The 23,933-nt window shown below is 29.7% G+C and carries 20 protein-coding genes, 1 other RNA gene, 1 pseudogene and 1 riboswitch; of the genes and pseudogenes, 13 read left to right on the forward strand and 9 right to left on the reverse strand.

Annotation, left to right across the window (positions count from 1 at the left end):
• Positions 1-3: 3 nt before the first annotated feature.
• From H6553_04465 to H6553_04480, 4 genes are all read right to left on the reverse strand, one after another.
• The gene (locus H6553_04465) at positions 4-1,854 is read right to left on the reverse strand and encodes an ABC-F family ATP-binding cassette domain-containing protein (protein MCB9033070.1); all 1,851 of its coding nucleotides are present in this window, start codon (positions 1,852-1,854) and stop codon (positions 4-6) included.
• A gap of 15 nt (positions 1,855-1,869) precedes the next feature.
• On the reverse strand, positions 1,870-3,099 hold the full coding sequence (locus tag H6553_04470) for a hypothetical protein (GenBank protein MCB9033071.1): 1,230 nt from the start codon (positions 3,097-3,099) through the stop codon (positions 1,870-1,872).
• A gap of 296 nt (positions 3,100-3,395) precedes the next feature.
• Entirely contained in the window at positions 3,396-3,842 is a 447-nt protein-coding gene (locus H6553_04475) for an FKBP-type peptidyl-prolyl cis-trans isomerase (GenBank protein MCB9033072.1), read from the reverse strand.
• A 6-nt stretch (positions 3,843-3,848) separates the two neighbouring features.
• Entirely contained in the window at positions 3,849-5,477 is a 1,629-nt protein-coding gene (locus H6553_04480; protein MCB9033073.1) for an acyl-CoA carboxylase subunit beta, read from the reverse strand.
• A gap of 101 nt (positions 5,478-5,578) precedes the next feature.
• Here H6553_04480 and ffs point away from each other — a divergent pair.
• The 6 genes from ffs (at position 5,579) to trxB (ending at position 8,673) form a co-directional block, all read left to right on the forward strand.
• Positions 5,579-5,677, forward strand: an RNA gene (gene ffs, locus H6553_04485) — signal recognition particle sRNA small type.
• Positions 5,678-5,702: 25 nt separating this feature from the next.
• The gene (gene yajC / locus H6553_04490; protein MCB9033074.1) at positions 5,703-6,029 is read left to right on the forward strand and encodes a preprotein translocase subunit YajC; all 327 of its coding nucleotides are present in this window, start codon (positions 5,703-5,705) and stop codon (positions 6,027-6,029) included.
• A 101-nt stretch (positions 6,030-6,130) separates the two neighbouring features.
• Positions 6,131-6,418 carry a DUF1778 domain-containing protein gene (locus H6553_04495; GenBank protein MCB9033075.1) on the forward strand — a complete coding sequence of 96 codons (288 nt, stop codon included), beginning with the start codon at positions 6,131-6,133 and terminating at the stop codon, positions 6,416-6,418.
• Positions 6,419-6,420: 2 nt separating this feature from the next.
• Complete coding sequence (locus tag H6553_04500; GenBank protein MCB9033076.1) at positions 6,421-6,915, forward strand: GNAT family N-acetyltransferase; 495 nt, start codon at positions 6,421-6,423, stop codon at positions 6,913-6,915.
• 34 nt (positions 6,916-6,949) lie between these two features.
• Positions 6,950-7,537: a dephospho-CoA kinase gene (locus tag H6553_04505; GenBank protein MCB9033077.1), complete on the forward strand. Its 588-nt coding sequence runs from the start codon at positions 6,950-6,952 to the stop codon at positions 7,535-7,537.
• Positions 7,538-7,725: 188 nt separating this feature from the next.
• Positions 7,726-8,673, forward strand: coding sequence for a thioredoxin-disulfide reductase (trxB, locus tag H6553_04510; protein ID MCB9033078.1), 948 nt, complete (start codon positions 7,726-7,728; stop codon positions 8,671-8,673).
• 7 nt (positions 8,674-8,680) lie between these two features.
• Here trxB and H6553_04515 read toward each other — a convergent pair whose 3' ends face one another.
• Complete coding sequence (locus H6553_04515) at positions 8,681-9,541, reverse strand: DUF4476 domain-containing protein (GenBank protein ID MCB9033079.1); 861 nt, start codon at positions 9,539-9,541, stop codon at positions 8,681-8,683.
• A gap of 157 nt (positions 9,542-9,698) precedes the next feature.
• Positions 9,699-9,887, forward strand: a riboswitch (cobalamin riboswitch).
• 23 nt (positions 9,888-9,910) lie between these two features.
• On the opposite strand from H6553_04515, the gene H6553_04520 reads away from it, so the two are divergent.
• Positions 9,911-11,845: a TonB-dependent receptor gene (locus H6553_04520; GenBank protein MCB9033080.1), complete on the forward strand. Its 1,935-nt coding sequence runs from the start codon at positions 9,911-9,913 to the stop codon at positions 11,843-11,845.
• The gene (locus H6553_04525; protein MCB9033081.1) at positions 11,832-12,911 is read left to right on the forward strand and encodes a hypothetical protein; all 1,080 of its coding nucleotides are present in this window, start codon (positions 11,832-11,834) and stop codon (positions 12,909-12,911) included. Before H6553_04520 ends, H6553_04525 begins: the two co-directional genes overlap by 14 nt.
• 87 nt (positions 12,912-12,998) lie before the next feature.
• Here H6553_04525 and H6553_04530 read toward each other — a convergent pair whose 3' ends face one another.
• Positions 12,999-13,529: a putative metal-dependent hydrolase gene (locus tag H6553_04530; GenBank protein ID MCB9033082.1), complete on the reverse strand. Its 531-nt coding sequence runs from the start codon at positions 13,527-13,529 to the stop codon at positions 12,999-13,001.
• 236 nt (positions 13,530-13,765) lie between these two features.
• On the opposite strand from H6553_04530, the gene H6553_04535 reads away from it, so the two are divergent.
• A complete protein-coding gene (locus H6553_04535; GenBank protein MCB9033083.1) occupies positions 13,766-16,003 on the forward strand; it encodes an inorganic phosphate transporter in 2,238 nt (745 codons plus the stop codon).
• 468 nt (positions 16,004-16,471) lie between these two features.
• Here the strand turns inward: H6553_04535 and dcm are convergent.
• From dcm to H6553_04550, 3 genes and pseudogenes are all read right to left on the reverse strand, one after another.
• Positions 16,472-18,551: pseudogene (gene dcm, locus H6553_04540) on the reverse strand (DNA (cytosine-5-)-methyltransferase).
• Complete coding sequence (locus H6553_04545; protein MCB9033084.1) at positions 18,541-18,849, reverse strand: helix-turn-helix transcriptional regulator; 309 nt, start codon at positions 18,847-18,849, stop codon at positions 18,541-18,543. Before H6553_04545 ends, dcm begins: the two are co-directional and overlap by 11 nt.
• Positions 18,850-19,132: 283 nt before the next feature.
• Positions 19,133-20,065, reverse strand: a complete 933-nt coding sequence (locus tag H6553_04550) for a bifunctional riboflavin kinase/FAD synthetase (protein ID MCB9033085.1) — start codon at positions 20,063-20,065, stop codon at positions 19,133-19,135.
• Between the two features lie 49 nt (positions 20,066-20,114).
• Between H6553_04550 and H6553_04555 the strand changes: the two genes are divergently transcribed.
• The 4 genes from H6553_04555 (at position 20,115) to H6553_04570 (ending at position 23,808) form a co-directional block, all read left to right on the forward strand.
• Positions 20,115-21,398 carry a bifunctional folylpolyglutamate synthase/dihydrofolate synthase gene (locus H6553_04555; protein ID MCB9033086.1) on the forward strand — a complete coding sequence of 428 codons (1,284 nt, stop codon included), beginning with the start codon at positions 20,115-20,117 and terminating at the stop codon, positions 21,396-21,398.
• Between the two features lie 65 nt (positions 21,399-21,463).
• Positions 21,464-21,856 carry an SRPBCC domain-containing protein gene (locus H6553_04560; GenBank protein ID MCB9033087.1) on the forward strand — a complete coding sequence of 131 codons (393 nt, stop codon included), beginning with the start codon at positions 21,464-21,466 and terminating at the stop codon, positions 21,854-21,856.
• A 316-nt stretch (positions 21,857-22,172) separates the two neighbouring features.
• The gene (locus H6553_04565; protein ID MCB9033088.1) at positions 22,173-22,679 is read left to right on the forward strand and encodes a YiiX family permuted papain-like enzyme; all 507 of its coding nucleotides are present in this window, start codon (positions 22,173-22,175) and stop codon (positions 22,677-22,679) included.
• 76 nt (positions 22,680-22,755) lie between these two features.
• A complete protein-coding gene (locus H6553_04570; GenBank protein ID MCB9033089.1) occupies positions 22,756-23,808 on the forward strand; it encodes an IS5 family transposase in 1,053 nt (350 codons plus the stop codon).
• Positions 23,809-23,933 lie beyond the last annotated feature (125 nt).

A 23,933-nucleotide genomic window follows, 5' to 3' on the forward strand; every position in this document is an offset into this window, starting at 1 on the left:
ACTTTATGCCAACTCACTTAGTTCTAGCCAACGCCATTCTTTGGTTTCTAGGTCTTCTACTACAGTTTGTAGTTGTACTGATATGGCTTGTATCTCTTCGTGATTGGTAATACCACTACTCAATTTATTGCTAAGATTTTCTTTTTCTGTTTGTAGTATTGGTATCTCTTTTTCTAATTGTTCTAACTCTATTTTTTCTTTATAGGAAAGTTTTTGTTTGGGTTTGTCTTTTGGTTTATCAACTTTGGTAGCTTGTTCTTTTTCTACTTGCTTCTCTTGTTTTAATTCTTGTTTTTTCTGATATTTATAATCTTTATAATTGCCTATAAAATTTTCAATTTTACCATTGCCTTCAAAAACAAAGAGCCAATCGGTAAGTTTGTCTAAGAAATATCTATCGTGCGAAACAATAATTAAACAACCTTTAAATTCTAATAAAAAATCTTCTAATACATTTAAAGTTAAAATATCTAAATCGTTGGTTGGTTCATCTAAAATTAAGAAATTAGGATTTGTCATTAATACAGTTAATAAATACAATCTGCGTTTTTCTCCACCACTTAGTGTAGATACAAATTGATATTGTTGTTCTGGACTAAACAAAAATTTTTCTAGTAGTTGAGAAGCGGTAATGTTTCCATTTTTTGTAGGAATAAAATCGGCAATATCTCTTACTACTTCAATAATTCTTTTGTCAGCTTTTAGTTGAATGCCATCTTGATTGTAGTATCCAAAAACAATAGTATCGCCTACAACTATTTTACCACTATCTATTTTTTCTTGCTCTGTAATAATTTTTAAAAAGGTAGATTTTCCACAGCCATTATTACCAACTATACCAATTCGTTCTCCTTTCTGAAATTTGTAATTAAAATCTTTTAATATTATTTTATTTTGATATGATTTATTAATATTATATAATTCTAAAATTTTTCCACCAATTCTATTCATTTGAATTTGTAAATCAACAGCATCATCTTTATTAATTTTTTTTGAGGCATCGGTAACATTTTCAAAATTATCTACTCTCGATTTTGATTTTGTAGTTCTTGCTTTAGGTTGTTTACGCATCCAATCGAGTTCTTTTTTATACAACTGAAATGCTTTGCGTTGGTTTATTTGTTGATTTTCTTCTCGAATAGCTTTATTTTCTAAATATTTAGAATAGTTACCTTTATGTTTATATAATATTCCATTATCAATTTCTAAAATATCTGTACAAATATTTTCTAAAAAATATCTGTCGTGTGTAATCATTAACAGCGTTTTGTTTTCTGTATTTAGGTAATTTTCTAACCATTCAATCATATCAATATCTAAATGGTTTGTTGGCTCATCTAATATTAAAAAATCTGGCTCTTGCAACAATAAAATTGCTAGTGCTAATCGTTTAATTTGACCACCAGAAAGCATACTAATTTTTGCTTGTAAATCATGAATTAAAAACTTAGACAAAATTTGTTGAATTTGTTGCTCGTAATCCCAAGCATTAATTTCGTCCATTGCTTTCATTGCATTTTCTAAATTTCCATTGCCTTTTAAAGCCAATTCGTACTGCAAGCAAGTTTCCATTTTTGGATGTTTGCTTTGCAAAATAGTATCGTAAACTGTTTGATTTGGATTATAATTTGGTTCTTGTGTTAAAAATCCAACACGAATATCTTTATGAAACAAATAAGTTCCAGATTCTGCTGGTTCTAAACCTTGAATAATTTTGATGATAGAAGATTTTCCTGTACCATTTTTAGCAATCAGTGCAATTTTTTGTCCTTTATTGATGTCAAAGCTAATATCTTTAAAAAGCAACTTTTCGCCATAGTATTTGGTAAGATTTTCTACATTTAGATAATTCATAGTGTACAAAAATAACTATTGATAGAGAATAAAGTATTTAGTTTCGTTTATTTTTTTGTAGTGATTTTTAATATAATCTAATATTAAATATTCTTGTTTATTGTATGTATAAAAACCTTTTGATAATTGTGCTGTTTGATATTTTGCAATAGCAAAGGTATATTGAGTTGTAGCATTTTTTAAAGAAAAAATTATTTTATTTAATATAGTTTGATTAGGAATTTCTGTTTTATTTGACCAATCGGTACGAATAGGAGATAAGTGCGATTGAAAGATTTGACAAGCAGTAAAATCTGGTAGTGCAATTAGATGGTGATATGATTTTTTGAGTTGATGGAGTTCTTGAAGTACATCGTAAGTATTTTTATTGGTATAAATTCCGTTAGCACCTTGTACAATTCCGTTGAGTTTATACTGTAGTTTTGATTTAGGTAAATCTCTATAAATGATATTACTTCTTGTATAAGTAAATGCAGTAATACTTACAAATAAAAGTATAAATAAGTATTGTATTTTTATTTTATTGTTGATAATGATTAAACTATACACTAATAAAGTTCCACCAAATAATGCAATACTATTGTAACCAACAGAAATAGAGACAGTCCAAGATATAGATATAAAAACAATACTTAATATGCGATTCTTTTTGTTGAAGATAATGTCGCCAACAATAAATCCGAATAAATAAAATAAAGCTTGACTATGGTATTTTTCGGTAATTAACAAGAGTGTTGCTACTCCAAAAATAAATATTGTAAGTATATAATTTATAGTATTGTTTTTTAGTTTGAAGAAGATGATATACAGTACAAATCCAAAATATAAATAAGGAGATAAAATATATTTTAGAATTCCGTATTGTAGTAAATCGTGTTGTGTAGAAATTTGTACTACAAAATCTTGTAATGCATGATGATACATTAGGAACAATAAATAACTTAATAATGGCAATATGTTTAGAAAAATGAGTTTGGTTTTTCTATAGTATACAATCCACGATAAAAAGATAAGTACTACAAAACCTTGTTTGCAAATAGCAGAAAAACCTATGCATAAAGCACCAAAAATCCAAAGCCATTTTTTATTGCTCGATAAACAATAAAATCCAATGGTAGCAAAAAACAATCCATCTATAGTATGAAAAATAAGAATTGGATAATAGTGTACATTAAAAATAGATACTATAATTACAAATAAATAAAAATTAAAATCTTTATTTTGATTTAAGTATTGATATATCAATAAAACAGAAAAGTATGCAATGAATATAATCTCAATCCAAAAAATAAATCTTGATATAAGTATAGTATGATCTGATTTTAAAAGTAGTATTGGTAAATGTAAGAATGAGTAGCCAATAGGTCTTAAGCTTGTAAAATCTAGATGTGGAATTTGATGATGCAGTATTCTGTTTCCTAAAGAAAATACTAGTCCATCATCTGTTGGATTAAAACCATAAGGCGAAAATAAGAAATGGCAAATGAAACTTATGCTTAAAATAAATATTATATCGTAAAAACAATATTTTATTTTAGTATTTATAATACATCAATTAAATCTACTTCAAAAATAAGTACACTATTTGCAGGAATACTACCAATACTTTGATTACCATAAGCTAACGCTGATGGAACAAACAATTGAATTTTGCCACCTTCACCAATATATTGTAAACCTTCTTGCCATCCTGCAATAACTCTACTTAGAGGAAAACTTTTATTGTCACCACTATCAAACACTTTTCCATCTAAAAAATAACCTTTATAATTTACTGTAACTTGATTGCTAATTGTAGGATAAGTACTATTGCCTGTTCTTAGAATTTTGTAGTATAAACCAGTACTTGAAATTTGTACAGAATCTATATTATTGGTACTAATATATTCTTCAATTTTTTGTTGATCAATTTCTGCTTGCGATTCTTTTTTACAAGCATTGGATATTAATATTGTACTTAATATTAAAAATAATAATTTTAATTTCATATTTGTTTAAGTTTGAATGATTCCTACATTAAAATTTTCAACTGGAGCATTGTTTGCCATTTCAATTCCTTTAGAAATCCAATTTCTGGTTTCTAGTGGATCAATCACAGCATCGACCCATAATCTTGCAGCAGCATAATATGGTGTAGTAGTACTATCGTATTTCTCCGTAATTTTTTTCAGTAAAGCATTTTTTTCTTCTTCTGAAACTTGTTCGCCTTTGGCTTCTTTACTTGCTACTTGAATTTGTAGTAATGTATTGGCTGCTTGACTTCCACCCATTACTGCCATTTTAGCACTTGGCCAAGCAACAATTAATCTTGGATCATATGCTTTACCACACATAGCATAGTTACCAGCACCATAACTATTACCTACAACAATTGTAAATTTTGGAACAGTAGAATTAGACACAGCACTTACCATTTTAGCACCATCTTTAATAATACCATTGTTTTCACTTCTGCTACCTACCATAAATCCAGTTACATCTTGCAAAAACACTAAAGGAATTTTCTTTTGATTGCAATTCATAATGAATCGTGCTGCTTTATCCGCACTATCAGAATAAATAACACCACCAAACTGCATTTCTCCTTTTTTGCTTTTAACCACTGCTCTTTGATTGGCAACAATACCAACACTCCAACCATCTATTCTCGCATAGCAACAAACAATGGTTTGTCCATAGTTATCTTTATATTCTACAATTTCAGAATTATCTACCATGCGTTTAATGATTTCTCGAGTGTCGTAAGGTTTGGCAGTAGCAAAGGAGTAAATGCCATAAATGTCTTTTTCGTTGAGTTTTGGTTTTTTAGCTTTTACTCTATCAAAACCAGCTTTATCAAAATGACCGTATTTGTCTATTAAATTTTTAATAGTGTCTAAACACTCCTTATCATCTTTCATTTTATAATCGCAAACACCACTTAAAGCTGTCTGATTTTCAGCACCACCCAATGTTTCAGCATCTACAGTTTCGCCAATGGCTGATTTTACTAAATATGGTCCTGCTAAGAAAATACTACCAGTACCATCAACAATTAAACTTTCATCACTCATAATAGGTAAGTACGCACCACCTGCTACACAACTTCCCATAATGGCTGAAATTTGAGGAATTCCCATTGCCGACATCTTGGCATTGTTTCTAAAAATACGACCAAAGTTTTCTTTATCTGGAAAAATTTCATCTTGCATTGGCAAGAAAACACCAGCACTATCTACTAAGTAAATAACGGGCAATCTATTTTCCATAGCAATTTCCTGAGCTCTTAAATTCTTTTTTCCTGCAATAGGAAACCATGCACCAGCTTTAACCGTAGCATCATTAGCAACAATCATACACTGTCTGCCTTTTATATAACCAATGCCACACACTACACCACCACTCGGACATCCACCTTGTTCTTTATACATATCATCGCCAACCAAAGCACCAATTTCTAAAAAATCAGTTTTGGCATCAATTAAATAAGCAATTCGTTCTCTAGCAGTTAGTTTACGCTTACTATGTTCTTTAGCAATTCTTTTTTCGCCACCACCTAAATAAACTTTATTGAGCTTTAGTTTAAGTTCATCAACAGCCAAACGCATTTTGTCTTCGTTTGCATTAAAATCTAAATCTGTCATTTGGTAAAGATAAAATACTTCCTAATAAAAATAGCGTAGCTTGTAATCTAAATTTAATACAAGCACTTTATAAATCAGAATTAATTTATTAATTTTGTGCTGGGCAAGTCTTATACGACCAGCTCCTGATGAATCCCCCAGGGTCGGAAGGCAGCAAGGGTAGTTGGTTGTAGCGGTGCGATGTAAGTAACTTGCCTTTTTTTATTCTTTTAAAATCTATTTCAGATGATAAACTTAGTTATCTTACAAGCAGCAAAAGGTGGAAATGCAGGCATGATAAATCTTTTAATGATTGGTTTGATGTTTGTAGTGTTTTATTTTTTCTTGATAAGACCACAGTCTAAAAAAGCTAAAGAACAAGACAATTTCATTGCAAATTTAAAAGTTGGCGATAAAGTTATTACTATAGCAGGCATTCATGGTAAAATTGTTTCTATAAATGAAGAAGACAAAACATTTACTATACAAGTAGATGGTCCTACAAGACTAAAAATAGAACAATCTGCTATTTCATTAGAAATGAGCAAGAAAGTTGCGAATAGTAACGCATAATAGCATAGCTAGCATCGTTTAAAATTTTGTACGGATTTTTTTCGTACAAATTATTATAATGTACGGATTTTTTGTGTACATTTGTAATAATACTTTTAATTATGAGTACGGTGATTAAACAACAAGCTCGGTTTGATGCAAGACTTTCTAAGGAACAAAAACAGTTTTTTGAAAGAGCTGCTTATTTAGGTGGTTATAGAAGTTTAACAGATTTTGTAATTCTAACTGTTCAAGAAAAAGCAAAGGCAATTGTTCAAGAAAAAGAACAAATATTAGCATCAGAAAAAGATAGTATGGTTTTTTATAATGCAATTACAAAACCCAAAAAGCCATCTAAATCATTAAAAAATGCTTTGGCAGATTATAATGCTTTTGAGAAAAACTCATAAAAATGATAGAACTTTTAGATAAAAAGCACAATCGCAATGCATTTGATTGTGGAAAAGAATTACTAAATAATTATCTAAAAACACAAGCAGGACAAGATATTAAAAGAAAGCTGTCAGTTTGTTTTGTACTAGCTGAAAATAAAACAAATAATATTCAAGGATATTATACACTTTCTAATAATAGCATAGCTTTAAGTAATTTTTCAGAACAAATTCAAAAAAAACTTCCAAAATCATATAAAGCAATTCCAACAACTTTACTTGGAAGGTTAGCCATTGATAAAAAATATCAAGGTAAAGGCATTGGAAAAATACTATTAATTGATGCATTGAAAAGAAGTTATACTGTTTCAAAAGAAATAGGAACTTTTGCTGTTGTTGTTGATCCTATAGATAACGAAGCCGAGCTATTTTATGAAAAATATGATTTTATTAAATTACCTGATAGTGGGAAAATGTTTATAGCAATAAAAACATTACAATCATTATTTGATTAAATAATATATTTATTAATATAAATAATAACAAGCTATGCTAAAAATTGGAATTACTGGTGGAATTGGTAGTGGTAAAACAACAGTATGTCAGATATTTAAAACATTACAGATTCCTATTTTTTTTGCAGACGATGAAGCAAAAAATATAGTGCATCACAATCAACATGTACAAGAACAAATTATAGCATTGCTAGGCGAAGAAGCATTTATTGATGGTATCTATAATAAACCATTTGTTGCATCAAAAGTGTTTAATGATAAATATTTACTACAGCAACTCAATGCCATTATTCATCCAGCAGTTTTTCAAGCTACGGTAGATTTTTTCAATCAACATAAAAAAGAAGCTTATGTATTATACGAAGCTGCCATAATGCTAGAAAGTGGATCATACAGAATGTTAGATAAAATTATTGTAGTAACAGCACCAGAAAATATTAGAATTCAACGAGTGATGCAACGAGATGGTATTAATGAAGACATGATTAAAGCAAGAATTGCCAATCAAATGCCAGAAGCTGAAAAATTAAAATACGCTGATTTTGTTATTAATAATGATGGAAAACAATCGCTTATAGAACAAGTGTTGGCAACTCACCATGCAATATTAAAACTGACTTAGGTATTTATTCTGAACTTGCTTGTCTTTATCTGTCGGCAGACATGATACCGAACAGGTAGATTTCAGAATAAGTTGTGTTAAAGAGGTATTTCTATTGAAGATTCTGACATAAATTCAGAATGAATGTAGATGTACTTTACAATCATATTGGAATAAATGAAAATTTGTAATTATTTTAGCAAACGATTATGGAAAATACAACGATAGAAAAAATAGACTGTGTAATTATTGGTGCTGGTCCTGCTGGCTATACTGCCGCAATTTATGCTGCAAGAGCGAATTTAAAACCTGTATTATTTACTGGTTTAGAACCTGGTGGTCAGTTAATGACGACTACCGATGTTGAAAATTATCCAGGATATCCTGATGCTGTAACTGGACCTTTAATGATGCAAGATTTTCAAAAGCAAGCAGAACGAGTTGGTACCACAGTTAGATTTGGTGTAGTAACTAAAGTCGATTTTTCTAATCCACCAATACATAAATTATGGATTGATGAAGAAAAAGAAATTCATGCTAAAACAGTAATTATTGCAACTGGAGCAAAAGCAAAATGGTTAGGTTTAGAATCGGAAGCTAGGTTAAATAGTAGAGGTGTTTCTGCTTGTGCAGTATGTGATGGATTTTTTTATAAAGATAAAGTAGTAGCTATTGTTGGTGCTGGAGATACTGCATGTGAAGAAGCATTGTATCTTTCAAAATTATGTCCAACTGTACACATGATTGTTAGACGAGATGAAATGCGTGCCTCTAAAATTATGCAAGAAAGAGTATTGAAAACACCTAATATTAAAATGTATTGGAATACAGAAACCGAAGAAGTTTTAGGTGATGACAAAGTAACTGGTGTTCGTATTAGAAACAATCAAACAAATGAAGTTAGCGAAATTGCAGTAGATGGTTTTTTTGTAGCCATTGGTCATAAACCAAACTCAGATTTTGTAAGAGATTTCTTAGAAACAGATGAAGCAGGTTATATTCAAACTATAGCAGGTTCAACCAAAACTAATATAGCTGGAATTTTTGCTGCTGGTGATGTACAAGATAAAATTTACAGACAAGCAGTAACTTCTGCAGGAAGTGGTTGTATGGCTGCCTTAGATGCCGAAAAATATTTAGCAGAGCTGGAAGATTAGTATCTGATTACTTACTGTTAATAAATTCTGTCAATTCTTTTTTAGAACTGTTGAATGAAAAAGCATTCACTACTTGAAAATAGTTTTGTTTATCAACAGTTTTATCGTAACACAGTTTGGCAAATTCTACGCGTTTGCTATCGAACGAGAAAGTATTAATTAGCTTGATGACTTGATTGGTATTAATATTTGCATTTTTTAAAGCAGTTTTACCAATATCATATCGCTCACTATCAAACGATGTGTTTTTTAAGGTTTGCTCTAGCTGATTAAAGGTATTATCTGGCATTATGTTGTAAAATGGATAGTTGTTATTATTGCCATATGGTGGTTGGTTAGGATAATTGTTAGGATGATTAGGATAATTATTTGGATAGTTAGGATATTGTTGGTGATAAGGACATGGAGTAGGACAGTAGCTATTACAAACATGTTGTGGTTGATTGTTCATTGCATACGGACAAGGTGTTGGACAATAATTATTACATACATGACTTGGCATATTGTTGTTGTTATAGACTACATCTAAATACCAATCTTGTACTTGCAAAGGCAATTCTTTTATTACATTCAGCTGATTATTGTTATTAAGTACGCCAACAACTCTAGTATTGTTTTTTATATAAATATTCTTTTTATAAACTACTTGAGTACTGTTATAGTATCCTCTTTTTTCAATACGCAATTGATGATAACCAGTGTTAATATCAAAGAATCTAAACTCATTTTTATTTGATTTGATAAAATCATTATCTAAATAAACAATATAATCACCACCTTTATTTATTTTTAAAAAGAACTCAGACTGAGCCATACTCACTACACTCATAGTAAGTAATAAAGTAAATAATGTAAAAATTTTTCTCATAGCAATAAATTTGAATAGGTTAATCCAAATCTTGTGCCAAAAATAGATTTTATAAAAACAGATTGGTCTTGAAGATAACTAGAGATGAAATAGTTTACCTTATTTATAAGTAAACATAATACATACTAGATTTTAATTTGCTAACAAAATTTTCCTTATCTTCGCACTGTTCTTAGGTTCTTGAAAAAGATTAATAGGGAATGTCGTGAAAGTCGACAACAGTTCCCGCTGCTGTAAACAATAAAAAAGTTTTTGCTACAAACCACTGTTCTATTCATTGAATGTAGAATGGGAAGGTGCAAAAGTATTGTAAGTCAGAAGACCTGCCTAATTACATAATAATTTTTATATGTCGGGATAACATATATTATGAATAGAGTAATTAATTTTATATTATTTGTCTTTTTATTGAAGATAGCATCTGCACAGAGCAGCAATAGTGATACAATGCCAATTATTATTGATGAAGTAATTATTCAAGCAGAAAGCAAGTATAATTATTTTCCATCGTACAATAGCTTTGAGCTTAGTAAGACAATTGCACAACAACAATCGCTTACCAATATTGGAACGGCATTACAAAATTATACACCAGCCAATATTCAGTTTTATGGATTGAGCAATGCTTCAATTTCTGTTCGTGGTGCCAACGATGACCATACTGTTGTACTGTGGAATGGCGTTCCAATTAATTCGTTGAGTTTAGGATCAATGGATATTTCCTTGATTAGCAATACAGCTTCCAACAGTGTACAATTAATAACCAATGCAGGTTCTAATAATTTTACAGCAGGAAGTTTTGGTGGTGTTCTATTGCTAGATAATCAATTTAAGGATACCATTACTGCTACTACCATTATTGCTTCGTTAGGAAGTTTTAATCATTATAAAGTACAAGCTAGTCAAATAATTGCTAAACGAAAATATATACACAATATAAATGCTTTTTATGAGCAAGCACAAAATAACTTTCCTTATGTTAATAGATATGCTTACAATCAACCAACAGACACTGTTAAACATAATCAATTGCAACAGTATGGTTTAGTTCAGGATATGCAAATTAAATTTCATCAAAAACATACAATGTTGTTAGGAACATGGATTCAAAATAAATATAAACAGATTCCTAATACCATGGCTGTTATAAAACCGAGTCAAAAGTACCAGCAAGATTTTACGGTTAAAAACTATATTCAGTTTAAAGGAGATATCAATACGCAACTAAAATATCAACTAATTACCGCACATTTATACGATTATCAATTATATGAAGATAAAGATTTAAAAATAGATACTTCTTTCAATTTACAAGCCAACTATAAAACTAACAGATGGTATAATAATGTATTGTTTAATTATCAATTAAATAATCAAACAAACTTTGATGTAGGATTTCAATTCAACTATCTACATACTAATATTGATGCTTATGAAACCAAACGAAAAAGAATGAATAGTAGTTTGTTCTTGGCATGGAATTATCATTTTAGTAAATTAAAAATTCAAGCATCAGTTAGACAAGAAATTCAAAAAGGAAAATATATTTTGCCATTATGGAGTGTTAGTATCAATTATTTCTCTAAAAATTATATGATTGGAATTTCTTATGCAGACAAATATCATGCACCAGATTTTAATGATTTATATTGGGCTGTTGGTGGAAATGAAAACCTTAAAGCAGAACGAGGTTTTACTTTAGAATTATTTCAACAGTTGCAAAAAGAATGGACACATCAGTTGCTACAAATAAAAAATAGTATATACTACAATCGAATTAATAATAATATTATTTGGTTGCCATACAATACTACAATTTGGACACCTATGAATATTCAACAAACACATTACTACGGAAATGAATTTTCTGTGTTGCTACAAAATAAATTTAGTGCATCAAAAATAAATATTTGGTTAAATTATAATTTTAATCAATCTATAATATTAAAGAATGAAATATCGCCTGAGTACAATAAAAACTATATTCCATACAAACCAATGCATACATTAAAATCAGATATCAACTATCAAACTAAAAATTTTACTATTGGCTGGAATGTACTTTTTAATAGCCAAAGATTTACTACAACTTCTAACGATGATTTTTTAGCACTACCAAAATATACCTTACACAACTTGTATTTACAGTACGAATATAATTTTAAACAAAGTGCATTAGCATTTCAAATCAATGTGAATAACATCACTAATAAAGATTACGAATCAGTGAGAAATTATGCACAACCAAAACGAAATTTAAATATATCTATAACTTATAAAATAAATAAAAATGAAGAAAAGTAGCGTTTTAATTTTGTTGATAGTACTATTACTTTCAGCTTGTCAAAAAGAAAAGAACACCAATTATTCTGATAGTTACAAAACAGAAGGCACAGCCATTGTAGTCAACGAAGGTGCATTTCTTCAAGGCAATGCATCTATTAGTTTTATTGATAGAGAAGGTAATGTAATCGACAATATTTTTAGTAGAGCAAATAATGGTTTGGCTTTAGGCGATGTTGCTCAGTCGTACACTGTTTGTGGAAACTACGGACTTATCATCGTTAATAATTCGCAAAAAGTAGTGTTAGTAAATGCAGCTACTTTTAAATTAGAAACTATTTTTGATGTAGGATTTGATTATCCAAGATATGCATGGTATGATGGAAATAGATATGTGTATATTGCTAATGGAAATGCAGTAGGCAATGTTCAAATTTTAGATTTAACAACTAAAACCATTACAAAATCAATAGCAGTAGGAAAAGGACCAGAGCAGTTCTTAAAAGTAAACAATCAACTTTGGGTAATTAATACTGGTGGATATGCAGCAGATTCTACCATTTCTGTTATTGATTTGAATACACAAACTGAAGTAGACAGATTTAGTGTTGGCTCAAATCCAACGGCAATTGCAGAAGATGGAAATGGAAATATTTGGGTCTTGTGCAAAGGATATATTCAATACGATCCAATAACTTACGAACCAAACAGACAAACAAAAGCTACTTTAGTTAAGATAAATCCTACTACAAAAAGTGTTGTTAACTCATTTACATTGATAGAAGAAGACAACGACATTAGTGCAGTTGCTTATTTAGCAGTTAGTAAAAATAAAAGTCAATTATATTATAAATTAGATAATGATTTGTATCAGTTGTCTACTAATGCGACTTTACTAAATGCTAGTGTGTTGGTAAACGAATTAGGTATTTACGGTATGAGTGTTCATCCAAATACAGGCGATGTATGGTTAGCTGTAGCGACTTCATTTGCTGGAAATGGAAAAATAAAAGTCTATACAGAAAGTGGCGAATTAAAAACAAGCTATACGGTAGGTATAGGACCAAATACTATTGTCTTTAATTAATAGAACAATTTTTAATAAATATTTGTGTTGCTTTTTAAGTTTTAGAATTATTTACATATAACTAAATGTACTCAATAAGTTTATAACTTAATTGTAAACAGGTTGAGTAATAGCTAGTTGAATATGTGCTAGATGTTGTTTGCCATGCCATGCATAACTGCCAATATTTTCTTTAATACTAAATGTTTTTTTATGTTCTGGATGATAAAAAGATTTATCTAAGTCATTCATAGAAAGTGATTGTAGAAAGGTAGTCCATCTTTCGTGTAATCCTTTTATAATTAACACAGAAGCATTAATATTATAGTTATTCGCATCAGTCAAAACAGACCAATCATTTTCATCATACGGATTGATTGTAGGTGTATTTTGAGTTATTGCTAATTTCATTCTAATATAACTGTGCATATGACTATCTGCTAAATGATGAACAATCTGTTTAATCGACCATCCATTTACTCGATAAGAAGCAGCTAATAAATTTTGGTCAATATCATTTAAAGTATTTGCTAGTTGTGTAGGAAAAATAGCAATGTCATTTATCCATTCTTGAATATGTTTTTCAGTAACACTTACTGGCATTATAAACTTTCCTATTGGATATTTTAGTTCTTCCATAGACTTAATTTTTATTTCAATATACAAAAATAGTACTTACTAGCAAGTTTATTGTTTAATATACTATGGCAGAAATTTTCTCAGTTAAACTACCAAATTCTCAAGAATGACGCTAAATGCACAACCAGTAGTAATAATAACCAACAACCAATAAGACTATAAAATGGCTAATTTCTTCACTTTATTTACACATTTATTTTAAATTTGATATGAATTTATGTACCTAAATTTGTAACATGGAATTATACTTAATACTCGTTATAGTATTGGTAGTACTTGCCGTAGCTGCATTAGTAGCAGGAGTAAGTAACGATGCTGTAAACTTTTTAAATTCTGCCTTAGGAAGTAAGGTAGCAAAAGTTCAAACTATTTTCATAATTGCTATTGCTGGTGTCATTGTTGGCTCTGTATTTTCTAGCGGAATTATGGAAGTAGCTAGAAAAGGAATTTTTCATCCAGAATTTTTTACTTTTCATAGCATTATAATTGTCTTTCTAGGAGTAATGCTTACCAATGTTATTCTATTAGATATTTTTAATTCCTTAGGATTGCCAACATCAACAACAGTATCTATAGTATTCGAATTACTAGGAGCAGCATTTATGGCAGCACTACTAATTACCATTCAAAACAACGATCCAATAAACAGTGTCAGTCAGTACATCAATATGGAAAGTGCTAAGAAAATTGTTGTAGGTATAGTAATGTCTGTAGTAATTGCATTTGTATCAGGTACAGCAGTACAATATGTCACACGATTTATTTTTTCGTTTGATTATGAAAAAAATCTAAAAAAATATGGTGCTATATTTTCTGGTCTAGGCATTACAGCAATTGTTTATTTTTTATTGATAAAAGGACTAAAAGGAACCACCATTATCAGCAAAGAAAACATGGCTTGGATTGTAGACAATACCAATATGATATTAATTGTAATGGCAGTACTATTTTCAGTCGTACTACAATTATTATTACAGTTTGCTAAAATCAATCCATTAAAAATAGTAGTATTACTAGGAACATTCTCATTAGCAATGGCTTTTGCAGGAAACGATTTAGTAAACTTTATAGGCGTACCAATTGCAGGTTTACAAGCATTTCAAGATTGGAAAGCATCTGGAGTATCAGCACATGAATATAAAATGGCATTTTTAGCTTCAAAAGATGTTGTAGTACCATTGTATATGCTGTTAATTTCTGGTGTAGTAATGGGATTAACCATTTGGTTTAGTGCCAAAGCTAAAAAAGTTACAGAAACCGAAATTAGCTTAGGTAGTCAGAACGAAGGAGAAGAGTTATTTAAATCAAATGTTATTTCCAGAAGTATAGTACAATCAGCATTTATTATTGGCGGAATTTTTGAAGTAATATTACCTAATAGCATTGCAGAGAAATACAACAAAAGCTTCGAAGAAAATAAACTAAGAAAAGCAGTAGAACAAAACGATGGTGCAGCATTCGATTTAGTCAGAGCATCTATCAATCTAGTAATGGCAAGTATTATTATTGCTTGGGCAACTTCTAAAAAATTACCACTTTCTACAACATATGTTTCATTTATTGTAGCCATGGGAACATCATTAGCAGATAGAGCTTGGGGAAGAGAAAGTGCAGTATATAGAGTAGCTGGCGTACTAAGTGTTATTGGCGGATGGTTTTTAACAGCAGTCATAGCATTTTCTATAGCAGCTTTATTTGTGCTAGTAATGTTTAAAGTAGGCAATGTCGGAATACTAATTTTAGTGGGTGTTACTATAATGTATATGGTATTGTCGCATATGAGATTTTCTAAAGAAGAAAAGAAAGTACAGTCGGTAAAAACACTTAACTTATACGACGAAAAAGACTCAACAACTATCATTGCCAATAAAAAACTAATGTTACAAGGAGTAAACGATATTGTAACAGCATATAACGGATGCTTAAAAGCACTACCAAAAGAAGACAAAAAGACATTACAAAAATCAGACGATTTAATAGAAAGTCTAATGTTATATAGCAATAAGTTTAGAACCAAAAGTATTAAGCAAATTAAAAAACTTAAAACCGACGATAAAAGTGCAGGCGAGTTATTATTACACAGTTCCGATTTATTGCAAGATATTACACAGTCTACCAAATATTTAACGCAAGAATGTTTGTACTATGTAAAAGACTTACACAAAACACCAGACGCCAAGTTTATTCAAATAATAACCGAGTTGAATAAAAAAATGCAAGTATATTTTAAAGCGTTGGTTCAAACCATAGAGCAAAATAAATTTGAGCAAATTGCAGAAGTAACACAACAAAGAAACGAAATAAGAACATTTATCAATTCAGAGTTAGACAAGCAAGTACAGCACATACAAATAGAAGGTTTAAGCACCAAGCAAGCCATTTTACAAACCACTATACTAATGCAAAGTAGAGATATTCTAGCAGTATCATTAAGAATATTAAAAATGTATAAAAACTTTAGTATTCAAAAGTAATAACCAATAACCACTGCCTAATGATCACGGTTCAATGACTATTCTTTTGGCATAACCTACACTGCGTTACGGTCGGGCTATCGCTATAAGTCCTCGCTTGTTTACAACTTCGCTGTGGGCTTTCCGCTCTATCCCTTATGCTTTTGGTAACTGCTACAAAAAATGCCTGCGTTTATTGTAAAATTAAACCAAAATTAAACTAATATTATTTAATTCAAATTGAAGTATTTCATACTTCTAGTTCTAAATAGTAAGTGCGTAGTACTTCAACTTTTTAGCACTAGCTTTAAAGTAGTAGAGTGTGGCGTAGCTACGCAACCTTAAAAACAAACAAAATGAAAACCTATTTTTCCTAATGCATAATTTGAGAAAATATATAAGATAAAATAGAAAAGTTGTAATATAAATACATGTAAATAATATATTTTATATACTTATATAATAATTACTGCTGTAATACCAGTTTTTCTATTTAAGGTGTTTGTCTATTAAATCATTCCACTTTTCTTTGTGTATTTTCTTAATTTCTGTATCTTTTTCAATTAGATTGTTGTAATTATTTATGAACTCATCTAATGAAGTAATTAAACGCAGATAGTATTTGATTGTCGGCAAAAGTCCATTTATAATAATTTGGCAACCGTGTTCTAATTTTAATTTGTCAATTAAGTCTGTGATTTCTAATTTATCGGTTTCTTTGATGCCAATATATGATAAAATATAATATCTTTCTGGGTTGTAACGAGCAATTTTTTCAATTGCAATTCTTACCATTGTTACATCAATTGCTTTGTCTAATTTTATTTCAATTGCTTCAAACAACTTTTTCTTTTTGAAAATTTCAATGTCGCCTGCCGATTTTGAAGTTCTGTCTGATGCAGTATGACTACCCATTTCAGCCAAAGTACATTCCTTGTATCTTCCAATTTCTTTGATTAGACTTTTATAGATTGCGAAAAATGCCAAAACTGGAAGTTTTGCTCCTCCGTGAGTTGCATATTTAGTTCTAAAATGTTCATCTAATGCTATTATTATATTTTCAATTGTAAGCTTTTCAAGATTTTCTAACGGCAAGATTGCTACAATTGCGTCATTTTTTGATGCTGTTGCTTCGGCTAATAAAAGGCGAAGTACATTTGTAGCAGATGTTGGATTTTTCTCAACAAAGTCAAGAATATTTAAAAATGCTTCTTTGACTACTTTGTTACTAATTTTACCATTATAATCTAAATTGTAAGGATATGGCTGTTCCAAAGAACGAGTTAGCCAACCACTTTCAGCCATTGAGGGCAAACCAAGTTCTTTTAATGTTGGTGTGATATGTACAAAGTCAATTGACCGACCCGAAAAACCATCTTTCATACTCGTTTGGTGTTTCCTAATATCTTGTTTTGGGTCTATAATTTTATGAGTAAGTAATGTTACTAAAACAGTGAAAACTCCTTTTTGAGTATTAATCTTTTCTCCAATTGATTTAATAAAACCTATTGTTTCTTTGTTTACATCTTTTATGTTTTTAAGCGAATAAGAGAGTTTGTAAATCTCCAACAACTTGTCTTTGTGGTTCATCAATTAATAATTTTTGTTCGTTTATACTTTCGGCAATGGCTCTGATTACTGGAATAGCAACAGAATTTCCAATTTGTTTATATTGTTCTCCAACATTTGAATGTTTTATAAAATTGGGATGAAAGCCCATTATTTTATAACATTCATTTATTGTTAGTTTTCTAACTGCATCTAATTCTGGAATGTAAATAAAAAATCTACCTGCTGTTTCCTGTGATGGAATTGTTGGATGAGTTCCGTCAATTGAATAAATTCTATTAGGTTGTCTGTGAACTCTTGAAAGATGTTCAGTATTTTTCCTAATACCATTTTTCCAAGTGTTTTTGTTTCTATATCCTACAAATAACAAACCACTTTCTTGTTTTTTGGGTGATTCAATTAATGTATATTCTGATTTCTCAATAAATTCAAAATTGCCTTCTTTGTCTAAAAAATCTCTTAAAATAACTTTCTTTTTCTTTTTGAGTTTTTCAAAATCGAAGTAGTGTTTTCTTGTTGCAATTATAAAAATTCGTTCTCTATTTTGAGGTAGTCCAAAATCTTTTGCGTTCAAAATTTTGTGTGTTACATTGTACCCTAAATCCATTAAGGATTTTAAGATTACAGTAAAAGTTCTTCCTTTGTCGTGATGAATTAAATGTTTTACATTTTCTAAAACAACAACACTTGGCTGTTTTTTGTCAATTATTTGGCAAATGTCAAAAAATAAAGTACCTCTTGTATCTTCAAAACCCATTTTTTTTCCCGAAATGCTGAAAGGTTGACAAGGAAAACCACCCAATAAAATGTCAAAATCTGGAATTTCTGTTGGGTTAATTTTAGTTATGTCGCCAAAAGGTTTGTCTCCAAAGTTTGCTTCGTAAACTTCTTGACAAGGTTTATTTATTTCAGATGTGAAAATACATTTAAATCCTGCATCTTCAAAACCCTTTCTGAAACCGCCAATTCCTGCGAATAAGTCTATAAAATTATACTGCATTTTGATTTGCTTTTTGATATTTAATTTTTTCTTCTGCAACGATTAATATATCATTAGCGTAATCAATGTCTTTCAGTTCATAGATTATTTTATCTGAATACCATTCAATTAATAAATCTTGCTTAGGTAAATTGTAAAAGTCAGAGAGTTTAATAAGTTGCTCCTTTGTCGGTTTACGTTCTCCTTTTTCAAATTTGCTAATCAAAGATTGGTCGATGTCAAGTTCTGAAGCAACTTTTCGTAAGATGAGTTTTTTCTCTTCTCGTGCCAATTTTAATATTTTGCTTAAATTACTCATTTGGACAAAATTATTTTAGACTAATGATGTCCAAAATTACAACTTTATTTTTTCTTTGAGTTAAAAACTTCATATTTTCCATCGGTTATTTTTCTGTGCGGTCTTTCTTCGTATTGTACCTAACTACTATATATCACCACATCAACTTACTATAATATCTTTCTGTAGTAACATAGTTTTTACTATAACAAGTTAAGCAATTATTTTTAAATTACAAATATTTTATAGGAATTCTTAAGTGTAGTAAAGAAATGTATCACAAAGTTGTCTTAGTAATCAAAAACTATTCTATCAACAAACCATTAATAATGCGTACATCGTTTTCAATGGCTGTTTGTAGTAAATCCCAATTTTCAAATTTTATTTGCGGACGCAAGTATGTCACAAATTCAAAACTTAAATTTTTATCATATAAGTTGGCATCAAAATCTATAATAAAGACTTCTATAGTCAATTCGCTATTATCAAAAACAGTTGGTCGGTAACCAATACTTAAAGCACCTTTGTAGCGTTGGTCATCAATATCAACCCAAACAGCGTAAACACCAGAAGCTGGAATTAATTTATGTGGATTGCTTACTTCTATATTAGCAGTAGGAAATCCAAGAATTCTACCAATTTTATCACCATGAATGACTTTGCCTTTTATAGTAAATGGATGAGACAACCACTCATTTGCAGTAGCAATATCACCTTGTAGCAAAGCATCTCTTACTTTGGTAGAACTCACTTTAATTTCATCTACGGTTTGTGCCCAAAGTTCTTCAACTGTATAATGATAAGTAGGTGCAAATTGTGCTAGCGTTTTAATATTGCCTTTTCTGTCTTTTCCAAAATGATGATCGTAACCAACACAAATGTATTTTGGATGAAATTTTTCTATTAGTATATGTTTAATGTAATCTACAGCATCTGTATTGGCTAATTCATTTGAGAATGGAATAATCACTAAATTATCTAAACCAAATTGTTCTAGCAGTTCAATTTTTTCATCAATAGTAGAAATAAGTTTGAGTTTATTGTCATTCGGATTTAAAACCAATCTTGGATGTGGATCAAAAGTCAACAAAATACTTTCACCATCAATGTCATGAGCAATTTCATTAATTCGCTTTATTATTTGCTGATGACCAAAATGCACACCATCATAAGTGCCAATAGTTAGCACTGCATTTTTAAATTGTGGTAAATCATCTAATCCGTAAAAAACTCGCATCGTTTGCAAAATTAAAAATTTCTATCTTTCCGAAAGCAAAAAATTAAGTATGACTTATAACGAATGCATTAGTTTTTTATATGAACAATTGCCAATGTTTTCAAAGCAAGGCAAATCGGCTTTCAAAAAAGATTTAAGCAATATTGTAGCATTGTGCAATTTTTTAAATGAACCACAAGAGCAATTTAAAAGTATACATATTGCTGGAACTAATGGAAAAGGTTCGGTTGCTCATGGCTTGGCTAGTATTTTTCAAGCAAACGGACAAAAAGTAGGTTTGTATACTTCGCCACATCTTAAAGATTTTAGAGAACGCATTAAAATAAATGGCAACTATTGTTCTGAAGATTTTGTGATAGATTTTGTAGCAAAGATAAAACCATTGCTTAGTGAAATTCAACCTTCTTATTTTGAGATTACAGTAGCTATGGCATTCGATTGTTTTGCTCAAGAACAAGTAGACATTGCTATTATTGAAACTGGTTTAGGTGGACGATTAGATTCTACCAATATTATTCTACCACAACTGTCTGTTATTACTAATATTACATTAGAACATCAAGATATGCTTGGCGATACCATTGATGCTATTGCTAGAGAAAAAGCTGGAATTATTAAACCAAATATTCCTGTTGTTATTGGACGAAAAGACGAAATTAGTAGCTTTGAATTTATAAAAAAAGCAAAAAAAGAACATGCACCAATTTATTTTAGTGATGATGTCTGTACTATCAATAGTTTTCAATTAAATGATGAATATTTAAATATAAATTTTAATATTAATGATGCTAATGTTGCTTATCAAAGCGATTTAAGAGCAATTTATCAAATTGAAAATTTAAAAACAATCATCGCTTTAATAAATATATATAATAAATATTATAAAAATATTATTAATGAAACTGCGGTAGAAAATGGCATTGCCAATATCATTAGTAGTACTCAATTTTATGGAAGATGGCAAACACTGCAACAAAATCCTACTATAATAATAGATGTAGCTCATAACGAAGATGGTATTGCAAAAGCTGTCCAACAATTAAATTATGAAAATTATAATAAATTGCACATTATTTATGGTGTTGTAAAAGATAAAGATATTAGTAAGATTCTATTACGATTACCAAAAAATGCCAACTACTATATTACCGAACCTAATACCGAAAGAAAGTTGTCAGCAACACTCTTGTATGAAAAAATGAAAACAGATTTTAATACAATTAATTACTACGAAAATTGCCAAGCTGCTTTGCAAGACGCCTTAAAAAATGCTAGTAAAAATGATTTAATTTTAATTATTGGAAGCTTTTTTTTGGTATCAGAATTTTTATAAAATAAAAAAATGTAAAATAAATTTGGATAGAAGTATTTTTTGTTTATTATTGTGCTTCACTTGATATGTCAAAAAGAATACCATTTACAGTAGAACGAACATTTAGGTCATCACCTAAAATTCTATATAGTTTTTTAACAACACCATCTGGTTTAGTACAGTGGTTTGCAGATTATGTAGACTTAGATCCAAACGGAGAAATATTTACTTTTGAGTGGAACGGAGAGGAGCAAAGAGCTCAAATTTTAAACTACGATGATGATGAATTTGTAAAAATGCAATGGGAAGATGAAGATGATCCGAGAGTATATTTTGAATTTAGCATTAGAGTAACAGACATAACAAAAGAAACGATTCTTACAGTAACCGATTTTGCAGAAAAAGGTGATATTGAAGACGCCAAAGAATTATGGATGAGTCAACTAGAAGACTTAGCCAAAGCACTAGGAAACGGATAGTTTTTTGTAGCAAGATTTTTTTGTGAGATTATTAGATTAATAGACCCAAGAATTTTAGACTTTTTTATTTCATCATACTGAGTGAAGTTTACGAAGCAAAATATCTCAATTGTTGCTAAACTCGTTTCAGCATCTACAATAGAAAACAAACCAAAACATCTCCAACACTTGCTGAACTTGTTTCAGCATCTATTATAAGAAACAAACAAACTCATTAACACTTCTTATATAAATTATTACAGATTAATATATAAATAGCAGTATATTTAATGAACTGCTTATGTTAAAACGACTATTAATAATATTATCTCTGCTTATGCTTATTTATGTTACTTATAATATTTACAGCAAGTATCAAGCAAAAAATATAAAAAAAGATACGCCACAATTAATGGCGTATTTATTAAGTGATAAAGTACAAAACGGTGATATTATCTTTCAAACATCAAAATCTAGCCAAAGCAAAGCCATTCAATTGGCTACAAAATCTAAGTACAGCCACATGGGAATTATTTATAAAATAAATGGACAACTATTCGTTTATGAAGCGATACAACCTGTTCAATTAACTTTGTTAAAAGATTGGATTGCTCGTGGCGAAAATGGAAACTTTGTAATAAAACGATTAAAAAATGCAGACAAAATTTTAACAGCATCAACATTAAATAAAATGAAACAATTAGGAGAGCAGTACAAAGGCAAAAACTATGATTTATACTTTGAATGGTCTGATGATAAAATATATTGCTCTGAATTAGTTTGGAAAATATATAAAGAAGGTGCTAATATTGAGATTGGACAATTAGAACATTTATCAGATTAAGACCGTTGCAAGGCAGTGATAAAAAATAATATAGAATAATGCTAGTAGTTATACTATAATTTAGTATATTAGAGTTATGAAAATAAATAAGCCACTCACATTAGCAGACAGTATATGCGATACACGCGTAAAGAAAGTTAAACAAGTTTTCTTTACACAAATTAACCAGTTAATAGATTGGCAACAAATTAGTACAGTAATAGATAAGTATTACACCAAAGGCACAAGTGCAACAGGCAAGCCAAGTTATGATGGATTGTTATTATTCAAAATCTGTTTACTACAAACATGGTACGGACTAAGTGATTACGAAGTAGAAGACAGAATAAATGACAGCCTCTCCTTTAGTTCTTTCTTAGAATTAACCATAGACCAAACCTCACCAGACCATAGTACCATAAGCAGATTTAGAACAGCAATGACAGGAGCAGGAGCATATGATGAATTATTAAAAAGCATAAACAAACAATTAGAACAACATCAAATACTAGTAAAGACAGGAGCTATAGTAGATGCCAGTATAGTAGAAACACCATTAAAACCCAAAGGAAAAAGTAATTATGAGCTTGAAGCACAACAACAACAACAAGAGCAATCACAAGAAGTACCAACAAAGACGGTAGAAAAAAAATACAGTACAAGTGTAGACATAGAAGCAGCATGGATAAAGAGAGGCAAACAACTAAAATATGGCTATAAGAAACACTATGTAACAGACAACGAAGGATTAGTATTAGGCGTATTAACCACCAAAGCAAGTGTAAATGAAATTAGTAATCTAGAAACGGTATTAAAAACAGCAGACTTACCAAAAGACATAGCAGTAAAAGCAGACAAAGGTTATCAATCAGAGAAGAATAATGAATTGTTAAAGACATTAGGATTAAAAAATAACATATTAAAAAAAGCAACTAAAAATAAAGCATTAACACAAGCCCAAACAGATTATAACAAACTAATAAGCAAAACCAGATATAAAATAGAACGCACTTTTGGCAGTATAAAAAGATGGTTTAACGGCGGTATAGCAAGATACAGAGGCATAGCCAAGATGCACACACAAAACATAATGGAAGCCATAGCATATAATTTATACAGAAGTCCAGGGATACTTATGTCCAAAGCATAAAAAAGCGAAGAAAAGTAAAAAAAAAGAGTACTAAACAAACAAAAATCAATCAAAAAAGATAAAAAATAACAAAATAAGCCAATAAAACAAACAAATTAAAATATAATAAATATAAACTAATGAAT

It is taken from the genome of Chitinophagales bacterium, assembly GCA_020636535.1.
GTDB lineage: Bacteria > Bacteroidota > Bacteroidia > Chitinophagales > JADIYW01 > JADJSS01.